Genomic DNA, 14,729 nt, shown 5'->3' with positions numbered 1-14,729 from the left:
GACTGTTTATGCTCACGAGACACGTTGTTACTCTTGTCCTCACATGTTTGATCGTCACCGCTCTGGCCACCAGCGGCCAGGCACAGGTCTCGAGCGCTTCAGCTCTTTTCCTTCGCATTGCACCTGGAGCCCGAGCGGCTGCAATGGGTGAGTCATTCGTGGCGGTTGCTGATGATGCCACCACAACATACTGGAACCCGGCTGGTCTCGGAGCCTACCCGCTTTCGGATTCATGGAAGGACTCCCGAGTTCCCAATCATCTTCGGCCGTTGCGAAGCATGGTGGCCCTGAGGAAAGGGACTGGCTCGGACTACCAATCCTATGAAATATGGGCCATATCCACTCAAGGACTTGTACGGTATGATTATCGCAATTGGTACACAGAGGAAATATTCAATACCCGTACCGATCAGACTGTATCTCAAAAGGTCACTCGTTATTTCAACGAAAAGGACGAAGAGCGGCTCGCAGCCCGAGTGGCTGTCGTGGCTGAGGCCAACAGCCCTTACAGCAAACAGGAGCTACTGCAGCTTAGGGATAACATTATTGCAAGCATTCCCGAGGATTATCCCCGCCTCTCAGCAATTACTGATGATTTTGATACCCTGACGGCGGCCTACGACGAGTGTCGTATCAACTGGGATAGGTTCGAGACTGCCCGTAAGAATTACAATGACGGCATGAAAGATTCGGTCTTGTCTGAGGTTGAGTGTGATCGCATAAACATAGCGATTGAAAATGCCAGATCAAGATTCATTCCCGAAGAACTGAAGATTCCCTATGCAGCTCTGTTTGAGGGCGAACTCACCTGTATTGTTTCAGGCGAGAAGTCCCTTCTGGTAGGAACGACAAACGGTTTGTATTTCTACAATGGAAAAACCTGGCGGACTATGACCGAACTCGATGGTCTGCCTTCTTCGGAGATTACTGCGCTGTATACCTCACCAGGTTTGATATACGTTGGCACTAGCAAGGGTCTGGTCTCTTTTGCTGGAGCCAAGGTGATACCTGTCACTGGTTCTGAGAGTTTACCAGGCGGTCGGGTTAGTGCTGTTGGTCCCGGATTCAGCAGCCAACATGAATGGGTCGTGATCGATAACGACTTATACTCATTTAACGGCGATACCTGGTCAAACAGCTTTGCCTATACGGTGGTGTTGGATGACACCCCAGAGTCAATTGCCGACAAGTTCGCAATCTATGGCCTGGAAGCTGAAAAAAGTGAATTCATCGCAAAGATGCTTGACATTAACCAGCGGCCAGACGAGCCATCACCGGAAGCCGGTCTGGAAGATGTGTTGGTTGATCCGTCAAAAGCTACGGAGGTTGTACAGTCCGATAGTGTCACTGAAGCCACCGAGGTTGTTCTGTCAGACAGTGTTGGTGGAGTAATTGAGGTTGTTCCGTCAGATAGTGCTGGTGAAGTAACTGAGGTTGTTCCGTCAGATAGTGCTGGTGAAGTAACTGAGGTTGTTCCGTCAGACAGTGTTGGTGAAGCATCTGAGGATGTTGATGTGTTGCCGGAGACTTCTGTTGAAGATACTGCTCTGGTGATAGATGAAACCCTTGAGCAGATGGATTCAGTCACTACCTCCGAGGTTCCGGCGATGCCTGCCCGACCGGTTGATATGGATGCTCTGAGAGCTGGCGATGTTATTTTGGTTCCCTATGTGGCCCGGATTAGAGGGGATGCGACCAGCATTTACTCTGCTGGTGACAGAACATGGCTGGGTACAGATTACGGATTAGTGTTACTCTCTGGTGATTCGTCGCGCATTCTCGGTTATGGTGAACACGTTGTTGCCGAGGGAGAAACACTCGATAGTAACTTGATCGGTCTAAGGTGGGGTGAAGAAATAGATCCCGATGATGCGAACCTATACCGCGAAGCTCTCATCGCGATAAATGATTTGGACGACGGTACTCTCCAAATAGGTGATACAATCAAAGTATATCGCAACGCTCTGGCATCCCGAATCAACAAGATCACGGGGAGTGGCAAGTATGTTTACCTTGCGACTGCCAATGGTCTCAGATTCTTTGACAAAGAGAAAAAGCGAGTGATGAGCGTGAATCGGATGGGGCTTGACCGGTCGAATGCCATCAACGTGATAATGATTGGTGACGAACTCTGGATGGCCAGCGAAGATAGAGTTGTTGCCAAAGCCAATGCACGTTCGGAGTATTCCCTGATGCATGTTAACTGGTTGCCCGAACTTGATCTTGCCGACGACATTTATTATGAATTCTTTTCAGGTGTACATCATCTACGTGGTTGGGGTACAGTCGGTTTCAATTTTACATACCTGACATATGGGTCCATGCCGTATACCGACGAGCAGGGTCACGATGCTGGTATGGGGGAGGCGTACGAGTTTGCCGTCGGGCTATCCTACGGCGCTTCTCTGACCCAATCGCTCAAAGGTGGTATCTCAGCCAAAGTGTTGTATTCCCACCTATCTGAAGTGGGCGAGCTTTCAGGAGAGGAATCGGGAGGTTTTGGTGATGGCACCGCTACCGGAGTCGCGCTCGATCTGGGATTGCTCTACCACATGACACCACGGTTGAATCTTGGCATGAGCATCACCAACATCGGACCGGAGATCCAGTACAGTCAGGATGCACAGAGTGATCCATTGCCGCGTAACCTCGCAATTGGATTCGCATACAAGCTCCTGCGATCGGACTACAACCGTCTGTTGATCACCGGCGAACTGAATAAACAACTAGTTTCCATTGGCAGTTTTAATGAAGAGATCAAAGAGACAATCATTAACACTGGAGCAGAGTTTGTTTATGCTGACCTGATTGCTCTCAGAGCTGGATACAAGCATGATGAAGACGGGAAAATTAAGATTCTCACTCTTGGTGTCGGTCTTACGCTGATGGACCGCTTCGGATTTGATTTCTCTTATATTCCCAGCAATAACGAGTCAATATTGGCGAACACCTTGCGTATGTCACTTTCTGTGAGACCATAATTTGTCCAAAGACATGGGAGTCTGAGTTTGAACATAGGATTGTTTGATCTTCGCCAGATAGTAGTGGTGGCGGCCTTGCTGGTCGCCACCACCAACGTCGCCGCCGGTGACAAAGCTTTGCCTATTTTGAGTCGTCAGGCCGTCACCACTGACCCCGGCGATAATCATGTACGTCAACGCTGTCTCACGCCAGAGGTAAAGGATCCGATCGACCTCGGGGTAAAACGAGACAGATCCTGGTCCCTGCCCAGCCAGGCGCTTGATGCCATGGCCGACAGGACTATCGAAGTCCTGGTGCTGCGGTTTGATTTTCAGCGGGAAGACACCGACGATCCCAATACTACCGGTCGAGGTGTAATCGACTTAAGCAATCCCCTGGCTACGCCTGAGGATTCAGCCGCCTACTATGATACCATTGGTCATTGGATAGATCCCCCACCGCACAACGCAGCCTACTTCGATGCTCATATGCAGGCGCTCAGTCGCTATTGGGAGACAGTTTCTGAAGGCAAGATCGATCTTCACTGGGAGATATTCCCACCAGAGAGCGATGCTGCCTACACTTTACCACACCCTATGAGCCACTACGGGAAGTGTGGCTATGACTCTGTGGTCTACGGACTCGAGCTGTACTTTATAGATTGCATTGAAACAGCCGATGCCGAAACACCCGCGATAGATTTCGCTCGGTACGAGTCGATCTTTCTCTTTCATGCCGGTTCCGACCGGCAGAATGATATAGGCTTTCCGGAAACGTGCAATGACCTGTTTACAGGGTTCATCAGTTTCGGTGACTCGGTGTGGGTTGACAACGGTGCTACGTTCGTGCGAACTGCGCTGATGATGCCGGAGACGGCCTGCCAGGATAATCGTGCCACTGCTCTCAACGCGGTTCTGGCCCACGAATTTGGTCATCAATTGGGATTGGTGGACATCTACAGTACGAACAACTTTATGACCCAACTTGGTGATTTTTCCCTCATGGATAACAATGGCTTTGGAACCGGGATCGATTTTGGGTTCGATGCGGGTCGTGTGTTTGGAGCCATGCCGTTATTCCCAACAGCCTGGTCGCGGGCGCATCTCGGCTTTGTCGATGTCCATGACTTCCGTCAGGGTACCGACATAACGCTGGCAGCGGCTGCAATGATCTCCGACAGCATCAAGATTGCCCGCATTCCGATCACCGAAAAGGAATACTACTTATTGGAGAACCGGGTTATTGAAATCGATGGCAAGGAAACCGGAGTTCGGGCGGACTCGGCCACCGGTGTTATCCAGGGTCCTGTGGAGATTATTCGAGACAATGAAGGCAATCTTGTCGGGTACGGATCATACTCGCGGGAGTATGACCAGCTGATGCCCGGCTCTGGGATGCTTATTTACCATGTTGACGAGGCTGTTGCCGGTCTGGATTATGACGGTGACGGAATGAACAATTTTGACGACAACGACCTCCAGTGGGACTCGGAGCGTCGATTCATTCGTTTGATCGAGGGTGATGGCCAGGTTCATCTCGGAGGGTACTACCGCAGTGGTTTCGGACGCGCTGAGGATATGTATCGCGATGACCGCAACACTTCTTTTACACCTAATACCAATCCACCGGCAATTGATAATTCAGGCAATAACACCCATATCTATGTCTCCGGCATTAGTCGTGATATCGATACGGTAGGTCTTAATAACATCTACATTGACGACAACATCATGCGGTTTGATTTGGAGACCGACAGGCTTGCCCCCGGTTTCCCTATACGCGCTGGCTCACCGGCCTATCACCTTAACGTAATAGCCGATGACCTCAATCGTGATGGGACTGATGAGTTGATTGTCGCTTCGCAGAACCTCATTTCAGTCTTCACGACCGAGGGGGAGCGCTATATCAGGAAGTTCTACACACCCGAGGCAGACACTTTCTATGACACAGCCCTGGCCAGTATACATACCGGGCGTCCTCATCCGGTGCCGCTGTTTGTCGAGTTGGCTCCCAACCAGGTAATCTGGTCCGGTCCGGTGACCGGTGACTTTGGCGAGAAGGCGCTTACCGAAAAACTCGTCGCGGTTGGTATTCCCTATGGTGAGTCCGACGGGCGCATACTTATTTATAAAGCGACTGATGATGACCACGATGGGCAGGCGGACTTACGATCCGAATTCATCACGTCAGGCACTCCTATTGCCATTACCTTTGGCCACGATTTATATGGACTGACCAGCCTTGGAAATGTTTATCATAAGACCGGACTGGTTTCCGGATCTTTGGTGCTGATTGGGACATTTGTTAATGACGAATATCACGGTATCTGCCGAGCCGGAGAAGCGATGATTCTGATGGCCGGGGATGAGGATGTCACTACCTTTTATGTTATGGATGATGATCACGTTGATTCGATTTCACTGAACGGCCATTTTCGCTATGGTCCTATTGCCGTCGATGTCGATCGTGATGGAGTCATCGAGATTGTAGGCGTGTCAGCCAATGGGGAGATGGTACTGATTAGTGTTGACCAGAACCAATCCCCGCCGGATCTGTCTTTGCTACGCTATCAAGAAACGGGAGCAACGGTGACCGTAAATCCGATCGCAGCGGATATTGATGATGATGGCTATCCCGACATCATCTGTGGTGGTCCCAACGCTATATATGCTTTCAATCACGAACTCACGGCTAAGACCGGTTTCCCTATTGAGATTGACGACGGACTTCTTGCCGACAATTTTGTGTCTGCGCCGCCGATAGTATCCGACCTTGAGCGTGGTGGACGGTCCGAGATTGTAGCAGCTACCGCTGCGGGAAATATATATGCCTATGGTCAGAATCTAGCCTACGGATTCCCACTTTCGGCCGGGGAACTCGCAGCCGGGTCGCCGATCACGCTTAATGATTCGACCGGCGGATGGTTGGGGTACCTTGGTGGTGATGGATGGTTCTACATGTGGCAGGTAGACGCCGATTCGACCCGTAACTACTGGCCTATGGGTGGTGCCGATCCGACCAACTCGCTGACCTTTGATTCGACCAGATTGATCTCGCCCGTACAGTTTAGTCAAAATTGGCATGACGACCGATTCTACAACTATCCTAACCCGGTCGTTGACGGGCACACGACCATTCGATACTTCCTGGGAAAGGAAGCCAATCGAGTAAGGCTTACCATCTACGATTTGTCAGGGATAGAAATTGACGCCCTAAGCGGACCAACTTCCGGTGGCCTGGATAATGAAGTCGTCTGGAATTGTGACGATGTCAGCCCGGGTGTATATCGTTGCTTTATCAAGATTGATTTTAGTGGTTCGGAACAAACAGCCTTCACAGATATTGCGATAATTCGATAGTTCAGGAGGAACCAGCGATAATGATCCGATCCAACACCATTTGTGTCTTCGCTATAACTGTCGGCCTATTGATGGTTGCCGGAAACGCAGCCGCCGTACAATCGACTACATCCGCTTTCGCTCTAGAAGGACACAAGATTCGGTATGACGTTGCCCTGGCCCTAAACACTGACGAGCCGCTCGTCGTCGATCCATCATCAGACCAGATACCTCGCCCGAATAATTTCCGAAGCAAGTCGCCAGCCAAGGCATTTTTACTCTCGCTCGCGGTTCCAGGAATGGGTCAGTTATACAATGGCAGTCGGTTCAAGGCAGTCGGATTTCTTGGAGCTGAAGTAACCTCATGGATTTTTTACAGCAAGTGGCATGGACAGGCCGATGATATGACCGCCGAGTTCGAACAGTTCAATCGTGATCACTGGAATCAGGAGGATTACGAAACCTATCTTCTGTGGGCCTATGGGAAGGACGATGACGATTCCCTCACCGCCCGCGAACTGTCGCATCATCTGCCGGATACTCGCACTCAGCAATACTACGAGATGACCGGTAAGTACGATCAGTTTGCCTGGGGATGGGATGATGCTAATCTCGAGGGGCAGTATCTGTATGACTACAGTGAAATCGCCCCGCCGCCGCATGTTAATACAGACGAGAACATTCCGTCCACATCCCACCGACTGGAATATGAGCAGATGCGGAAGGATACTGACGGTCGTTACAAGCGAGCCCGACGCATGATCTTTGTCTCCATAGCCAATCGTCTGGTAAGTGCATTTGAGGGTTTGATTTCAGCCAAAAAGCACAATAGCCGGATCGAAACCCAGAGTGGATCGACATTGGCTCGGGTCAAGATAAAGGCGTCGCTAAAGTCGTATCATGCCAGACGGGATACGCCTTTTGTGACGTTCACTTATAAATTCTAAGGTAGAGCAAATGAAGCGCATATTGTCCCTGACTGTTTCCCTGCTGATTGTAATGGTGGTCGTCGGACACGGGCTTGAATTGAGCAAGACGCCTATTCAAACCCAGATGTCACAGACCATTGCCGGTTCGGGTTTCGGACTGAAAGCAGTCGCACTCAATGCCTTCGACTCCAGCAATGTAGAGGCCAAGGCTACTTTGTCCGGCCAGAAGTTTGGTGGTCAATCGAAGCTCAGAGCCGGACTGTATTCGTTGCTGGTTCCGGGGTGGGGGCAATATTACAACGGTCGGAAGACCAAGGCTCGCGTTTTCTTTGCGGCGGAGATAGTGACCTGGGTTTCCTATTTTTCCCTGCGTACCTACGGCGCATGGAAGAAGGATGACATGATACGTCATGCCGAAGCAAAAGCAGGCGCAAACCTGGATGGTAAGGATGATGATTTCTTTGTCTGGCTGGAGAAATACCGCGATATTGATCGGTACAATGATATCGGACGTCTGCTGGAGACTGGCTCGGAGTACTTTCCCGATGATGCAAGTCATCACTGGTCTTGGCAGTCAACCGAGGACAGGGCTGTTTTCCGTGAGCTCCGTGAATCCAGCCGAACTGCCTATCGACGAGCCAGGTGGGTCATGTTGGTTGGTCTCTTTGACCGTGTTCTGGCAGTCGTCGATGCTGTTCGCGATGCCCGTGGGGGGGGACTGACTGATGACGGATTCTTCCTGTCAGTAGCTGGCAAACCGGTGCAGTTGAGCGTTGATCCTCTGGCTGAGCGCAACCAGGTCGCGATTACTGTGTACCCGGGTTTTTGAGCGAATAGGTGTGGGACGCCTTAGTGGAATACTGGTCGGAATAGTGGCTCTTGGTTTGCTATCATGTGGAGGAGCCAAGAGAGATCAGGTTATTGACGAACAGGCGGCGGTGGTTCCTGTTGCTCTTGTAGTGGAGCAGGAAATTGCCGGTGTTGTTCTTGGAGCCAGACTGAGTCGTCCATTCGGTCTTGCGATTGACGGTCGTGGGTCGCTCTACTGTGTTGATGCCGGCAACCATCGGATAATCCAGTTTCATTCCGATTTAACTCCTGTCAGGGAGATTGGAGGCCATGGATCAGCAGCTGGTCTTCTGGATGGTCCGACTTTTGCAGTCATTGATAATGAACTCAACCTGCTTGTTACTGATGAGGGCAATCGACGTCTGGCGCGTTTTGATAATCGCCTTACGTATGCTGGTGATATTGCCTTCTATGATAGTGAAGACCTTCTCAAGTTCGGGTATCCCTCGGGTGCGGCACTCACGGAGTTCGGCGAGTTATGGATTGCCGATCGGGATCAGAACCGCATTGCCGTTTTCAATCACGTGGGACAATTCGACCGTTTCGTGGGTGATTTCGGATACAGCGGCGACCAGGTTCACTCGCCCGAGAAGATTGTGGTTGGCCGGCAAGGTGGATTCCTGGTGTGCGATGCAGGCAACAGCCGTCTGGTTGTCTATGACGACTACGGTAACTTTGTGCGAAGTATATCATCCCCTGAGCTTGATTATCCTATTGCAGTGACAATCGACGGACATGGATTATGGGTCGTAGACGGAGTTGTTGGTCGATTGTTCTTATTCTCGCATCAGGGAGAGCGTAAGCTTATGGTTGGACCTCAGATGTCCGGGACCTCAATTGACCTGAGGGAACCATCGGACGTTGCCATTCTCCCCGACGGTCGTATCGTTGTCTCCGACACCGGCAATGATCGTCTGTTGGTTTGCCGCATAATCAGTCCCGAACGATAGGCGAGGAGCCATGGGCGATCACTATCCATGGAAATCTCCGTCGTTCTTGATCACCATCATATTTTTCTGCATCCTTCTTGCGCCTTATGCCGCCGTCTCTGGCACCTGTGTCGAAATCGCCGGGGACAGTCTGCCGGCAGTTTACTCGGTTGCTCCCAGAGGCATATTCGATTTGTCCGACTCGCTCTATGTTGGCGATAGTTTACTCAGGCGAGGGACAGAATACAATTATGACAACAAATATATGCGATTTGATCTGTCGCGTATCACGGTCGCACATGGCGACACGCTTCGTCTGTGCTATACCCTTTTGCCTTCGTGGTTGTCCACTACCTATGGACGGTCACTCCCACCGATAGGACAATACGCGCTCCCTGAAACGAGGGGAGTGGTTCATTCAGGTAAAAGAAACTTAACATCGCGTGGTTCGGATCTGAGTCTGTCAGGAACCAAGTCGTTTCGATTTATGACTCGTTCGAGAGGAGGTTCAAGCTTCAGCCAGGGTCTTGATCTCACTATCTCCGGTCAGTTGGCTTCGGGAGTAGATGTAACCGGGGCGGTCTCGGATCGAGGTTATGACCCCATCTACGGAACAGCCAACAGTACTCTGAAGGAACTCGACCGAATCCATCTGGAGGTAAACTCACGACGGTTCACCGGTCGAGTTGGTGATCTCATGGTGAGCAATCGTTTTGATCCGATGACTCAAATGCCGTTTACCAGACGTGACCGGCGTCTTTCGGGAGTGACCTTTGCTTATCGCGACTTTCATCAGAGTGCCTACATGTCGGCGGCTCGACCGCGAGGACGTTTCCAGACCATACGGCTACACAGTCTGGATCAGCTTCAAGGTCCCTATCAGATCGACCCGGCCGCGGTGCCGGTTGTCCCGGGTTCGGAACAGGTGTGGCTCGATGGTCAGCTTCTGGAAAGAGGTACACACAAGGATTACATTGTTGACTACCCGGCTGGTCAGATAACGTTTGGCGTCAATCACTCCATCGACAGCCGCAGCCGTATCGAGATTGATTATGAACCGCAGTCCTCGGATTACCGTGGGGAGTTGTTCACTGCCGGGGGAGGGGTAGCTCTTGGAGATTCCACCGTTATCTTCGACATGGCCTGGACACATGATGGTGATGACAGTCACCAGCCACTCCAGGGGGAATTGTCGGAGGCCGGTCGGGCGCTATTAGAAGCGGTGGGAGACAATTCCGATGCGGCCCGTGAATCAGGGGTGTTTCCCGATAGTATGGGCAACTACATCATTCTACCTGATAGTCTACCTGACACAATCTACCAACATATCGTGGGGGATACCGGGGATTACAGAGTGACCTTCAGTTTTGTCGGAGTTAGCAAGGGCGAGTATCGCTATGTAGGCAACGCGATTTACCAGTATGCGGGTGAGGGAAAAGGTGACTATCTGCCAGTCAGAACTCTCCCATTGCCTGAGCGAAACGAGTATTTTCAGACTAGCCTCGGAATCAGAAGCGGTGCTCTGGGAACTCTTACAGCCGAATGGCGGCAAAGTCAATCCGATAAGAATCTTTTCTCCGACCTCGATGATGATGACAATAATGGGGCGTTGTATGTAGCCTCGCTTCGGAAAGACTGGGGTCCTCCTGACAACACCCAATATGTCACTGCCAGAACCAGGTTCAGAGAACCGCGATATAGGTCCCCGCACCGGCTGGATAAGGCCGATTTTGCCAGGGATTTCTTTCTTCCCGACAGTTTTGTTATGACCTCAGACGAGAGCTATCAATCGATAGAAGGACGGCTCTCGCCATCGTCGCATGTAGCCGTTTCTCCGAATCTGGCGCGGTTGGATTATCAGCACGGTCCGTCATCATGGCGTGGTGGTGGCGATGTTGAAATTATGGCTCATCGCAATGTTACCGGCCGTCTGAAATGGCGTATGATCCGTATCGATGGCACTAGTGCCGTTGGTACAAGTACCGCTGATACGAGTGCCGTTGACACACGCCCGATTACTGGCAGGGCAGACTCGTATGGCTGCGTTGTGGCGTGGAAAGTTCCTCTTGGGTGGACGTTCTCCACTGACTATGAGCATGACGATCGGAGACATGATTACAAGGGAGAAGATCGGGGGACACGGTATGATCGCCTGAGTTTTTCTCTTGACCGACCGACCGAGCGTCTGGAAGTTCAGCGATATATTGAGGACACCTTAAGAGGTGACTGGAATGAGCTATTGCGTCGCACTCACGTTAGTGTTGAGTCACGTCGCCGGATCGGCAAACTGAGCTATAATACGACACTGTTCCATCAATGGCGACGTTCTCCTCAGTCCCATGACGAAAGCTACCTGGGGAGACTCAACCTTGACTACAATGATTCACCCGGACGATTTAGAGTGGGCAGCTCATATCTGCTATCCGAGGAATCACGACATGCTCGCGGAATAAACTATCTACGGGTAGAATCGGGGGAGGGGCAGTACATCTTTGAAGAGGAAGAGTATCGCCCCGATCCTAATGGTGATTTCGTAAGGATCGAGGAGATATTGTCTACTCAGGCCCAAGTGTCTCGCGGCGAGAAGACGTTCCATTTGTCCCGGGACTGGTCGATTGTACTCCTGCGACTAGATTCACGTGTCAGGGAGGAATTACTGGCGTCGGGTCAGCGGTCAGTCTGGTGGGTGTTGCCATTCGTGTCCGACCAGAGCCAGCCGTACCTTTATTACAATCGTCATCATAGCACCGATCTGCGTCTGTTTCCCATCAAGAATATCTATGCTGTCAGTCTATCGGTGAGTGAGGATCAGGAGATACGTCGCGTGGCGGATACGCCACGAGAACGGCGCGATCGACGCGGTTCGTTGTCTTTCCGACAGGTTGTCGGTAGTACTCGTTTCGAAGAGACTGTAGGACTGTTTGACTCAGATCGAGATATCTATTTTAGTGGGGCTGGTGAAGTGGACGGATACTCGATTGATCTCACTATCCGACAGCTCATGGGCGCTCACGAATTGACGTTGGGCACTGCCTATCGCCGAGCAACATCGGCTGTCGGCGAACGTTCTGATCTTTACCGGCTGTTGACATCTTCACGTCTTGGATTTGTCGGCAATGGTGAACTCCGTATCTCACTGGAGTTGTATCGACAGACTCTTTCGGCCCTGTCCGGTATGCCGTCATTTCTGCTGACCGACAATCGTCCCGGTCGCCAGGGAGCAGTTTGGTCGGTGGGGGTGCGCTATGGGGGCAAGTCGAGGCTACGGATTAATCTGTCAATTTCCGGCCGTCATGCCGATACGAGGGCAGCCCGTATCATAGGGCAGGGCGAAATGGTGGCGGGATTCTGATATGAAACAAGTAGTACATGTAATTATTCTGGTGAGTTCGCTGATATGCACAGCACATGTTAGTGGGAATGATCGTGATCAGGATAATGCAATCATCGACACCCTGATTCTCTCGGGTAGTATCGATGATACTTTGACGCCGGGAATCCCCTTTTCCGAACCAGCATTGACACGACTGTGCGACAATCTACTGACTCCCTGGCAGGACAGCGGCTACTATTATGCCGTCATTCATCCGATTCGCATAGCGAAAAATCGCGATCGAATTTCAATAAACGCAAAGGTTGAAGCTGGGCCTAAAGTACGGATTGGCCGTCTGTTATTCTCCGGTCTCAGTCGCACTGCCCCGGCAACACTTCACCGTTATTTCCCGTTGGTTGCCGACAGCTTGCTGATTGAGCGGCGTCTCTTATCAGTGGCTGAGGCCGCTTCGCGGATAGGCTATCTACATTTTATGGAACCGATACATATTCGTGCATTAGAGGGATATACGGTTGCTGATATAGAGTGTTACTTTAAGGAAGTCAGGCCTGTCGAAATATCGGCTGGAGGTGGTTATGTGCCCGATGATCCAACCGGTTTGGTCTGGCATCTGGACCTTCGATTCAACAACCTTTTTGGCCAAGGTCGTTGTGCATCGTTGTTGTCGCAGCGACGCGAACGCAATCATAACGAGCTGCGCTTGGGATACACACAGCCGGTTTTCTGGCTTGGTCCGGGGAGTGCTGAGTTTCAGGTAGCCACTCGTGACTACCGTGATTTATTCTACGAGTTCTTGCTTCGTAGCTCATATCGTCTCGACCGATGGCGGGAAACATCGACAGCTCTGTCCCTCGCCTATCGCAGTGTAGAACCGGTCGGAGATCGATCTTCCTTCTCGGTCTATGCAGTTGAGCATCAAATCCAATGGCGAACGCTGGATAACATTTTCAATCCCTCTCGTGGTGTAAATCTGAATTGGTCCCTGCTCTATTCGTACCGACGCCACAAACAGGATTCTGCCGCCACAGGGGTGGCTTTTGACGAAACTCGTATCGCTATAAGTATAAGCACATACCAACCGCTGGTGGGATCGTTGACTGGCCACATCGGGTTAAGGTATCGCGGGCTTGAGACCGAGGAAGACTTACCACCAGTATCTGAGTTGGTTCTGGTTGGAGGTCCCGGATCGCTTCGCGGATACCGCAATGAACAGTTTGCCGTCGTTCGTGCGGCGATCATCACGGTCGAACCGCGTCTTCGTTTCGAGAGTGGTTACATCTTCGGCTTCGCCGACGGAGCTTACCTCAACAATCGGGTTGCCGATGCTGACGAGGGTGTGCGCACCCAGGAAGACTTTCACTGGGGGTTTGGAATTGGCATAGCCGTGCAAAGTGCTACCCGAGGTGTTAGAATATCGTTGGGATTGAATCCGGACACGCCCATCGGTCAAGCCCGTCTCTCGATTGAGATTTCCTCAGAGATATAAAAGTTGACCGGCTTCCGGGGTGGTGTCTATCCTCTGACATGCGAGTCGTTCTTGATATCTTCCGTCTCATCCGCTTTTTCAATTGTCTCCTGACTATGATGGCGGTGTGGGTGGGAGCGTACATGACCTGGGGTGATCCCATCTATTATGGTCCCCTGCTGGCTTCTGTGGCGGCGTTTCTGGTCTGTGCCTGTGGTAACTGCGTCAATGATCTGCTTGATGTCGAGATCGACCGTGTCAATTATCCCCACCGGGTTTTGGCAGAGGGGCGTTTGTCGAAGAAGTTCGCTGTCGTTGTAGCGGTGGTCTGTGCTCTTGGTGCATTGATTGCGGCGATTTCGGTCAACTGGTCTGTGACCACCGTGGTAGGGTTGGCTCTGGTTATGCTGATTGCATACAATTTCAAACTCAAACGTGTTCCGTTGCTGGGTAATGTCATTATCGCCGTACTAAGTGGTCTAACGTTTATTACTGGCGGATTGGCAATAAATACAGCCTGGACATGGGAATTGCCAGGGCCTCTGATACCGGCTCTGTTTGCTGTGTTTCTGTACCTGGTGCGCGAGATTCTTAAGGATGTTGAGGGTATTGACCGTGATCGCCGGGTCGGTATCAGGACGTTTCCACAAATTATTGAACCCCGCTCCGCTCTTGCTACGGCCCTGGTGTTGTTCGGCGTTCTGGTTGTTCTGACTATTGTGCCTGTTCTGGTCGGGTGGTTTGGCTCAGTCTACAAGATCATAACTGTTTATATTATTGACCTGCCCCTGTTGGCACTATTGATTCTGATCTGGGGCAATCCCAGCCCGCGGATGCTGGCTATCGGAACATTTGGTCTGAAGGTCGGCATGGTTCTTGGTATTGTCGCGTTGGTGCTTGCATGACGGCTTTTTGTGAAACTGT

At 51.4% G+C, this 14,729-nt stretch carries 8 protein-coding genes; all 8 read left to right on the top strand.

Features of this window, described 5'->3' with window-relative positions; genetic code table 11:
* Positions 1-8 precede the first annotated feature (8 nt).
* The 8 genes from KOO62_11875 to KOO62_11840 are packed head-to-tail and all read left to right on the top strand — an operon-like array spanning position 9 to position 14,710.
* Positions 9-2,981 carry a PorV/PorQ family protein gene (locus KOO62_11875; protein ID MBU8934686.1) on the top strand — a complete coding sequence of 991 codons (2,973 nt, stop codon included), beginning with the start codon at positions 9-11 and terminating at the stop codon, positions 2,979-2,981.
* Positions 2,982-3,008: 27 nt separating this feature from the next.
* Positions 3,009-6,320, top strand: coding sequence for a hypothetical protein (locus KOO62_11870; protein ID MBU8934685.1), 3,312 nt, complete (start codon positions 3,009-3,011; stop codon positions 6,318-6,320).
* 20 nt (positions 6,321-6,340) lie between these two features.
* Positions 6,341-7,246, top strand: a complete 906-nt coding sequence (locus tag KOO62_11865; protein MBU8934684.1) for a hypothetical protein — start codon at positions 6,341-6,343, stop codon at positions 7,244-7,246.
* 10 nt (positions 7,247-7,256) lie between these two features.
* Positions 7,257-8,057 (top strand): hypothetical protein, encoded by an 801-nt coding sequence (locus KOO62_11860; GenBank protein MBU8934683.1) that lies wholly within the window; start codon positions 7,257-7,259, stop codon positions 8,055-8,057.
* A 10-nt stretch (positions 8,058-8,067) separates the two neighbouring features.
* Complete coding sequence (locus KOO62_11855; protein ID MBU8934682.1) at positions 8,068-9,027, top strand: NHL repeat-containing protein; 960 nt, start codon at positions 8,068-8,070, stop codon at positions 9,025-9,027.
* A gap of 10 nt (positions 9,028-9,037) precedes the next feature.
* Positions 9,038-12,358, top strand: coding sequence for a hypothetical protein (locus KOO62_11850; protein ID MBU8934681.1), 3,321 nt, complete (start codon positions 9,038-9,040; stop codon positions 12,356-12,358).
* Position 12,359: 1 nt separating this feature from the next.
* On the top strand, positions 12,360-13,826 hold the full coding sequence (locus tag KOO62_11845) for a BamA/TamA family outer membrane protein (GenBank protein ID MBU8934680.1): 1,467 nt from the start codon (positions 12,360-12,362) through the stop codon (positions 13,824-13,826).
* Between the two features lie 38 nt (positions 13,827-13,864).
* Positions 13,865-14,710 (top strand): geranylgeranylglycerol-phosphate geranylgeranyltransferase, encoded by an 846-nt coding sequence (locus tag KOO62_11840; GenBank protein ID MBU8934679.1) that lies wholly within the window; start codon positions 13,865-13,867, stop codon positions 14,708-14,710.
* Positions 14,711-14,729 lie beyond the last annotated feature (19 nt).

The organism is Candidatus Zixiibacteriota bacterium, from assembly GCA_019038695.1.
Classification (GTDB): domain Bacteria; phylum Zixibacteria; class MSB-5A5; order GN15; family FEB-12; genus B120-G9.
Note: the sequence above shows the minus strand (reverse complement) of the source record. Positions and strands in the feature narration are given on the sequence as shown.

What these genes read in the sequence shown, in the direction of transcription:
- KOO62_11875 (MBU8934686.1), top strand. Translation starts at nt 9, where the DNA reads ATGCTCACGAGACACGTTGTTACTCTTGTCCTCACATGTTTGATCGTC.
- KOO62_11865 (MBU8934684.1), top strand. Translation starts at nt 6,341, where the DNA reads ATGATCCGATCCAACACCATTTGTGTCTTCGCTATAACTGTCGGCCTA.
- KOO62_11860 (MBU8934683.1), top strand. Translation starts at nt 7,257, where the DNA reads ATGAAGCGCATATTGTCCCTGACTGTTTCCCTGCTGATTGTAATGGTG.
- KOO62_11850 (MBU8934681.1), top strand. Translation starts at nt 9,038, where the DNA reads ATGGGCGATCACTATCCATGGAAATCTCCGTCGTTCTTGATCACCATC.
- KOO62_11845 (MBU8934680.1), top strand. Translation starts at nt 12,360, where the DNA reads ATGAAACAAGTAGTACATGTAATTATTCTGGTGAGTTCGCTGATATGC.
- KOO62_11840 (MBU8934679.1), top strand. Translation starts at nt 13,865, where the DNA reads ATGCGAGTCGTTCTTGATATCTTCCGTCTCATCCGCTTTTTCAATTGT.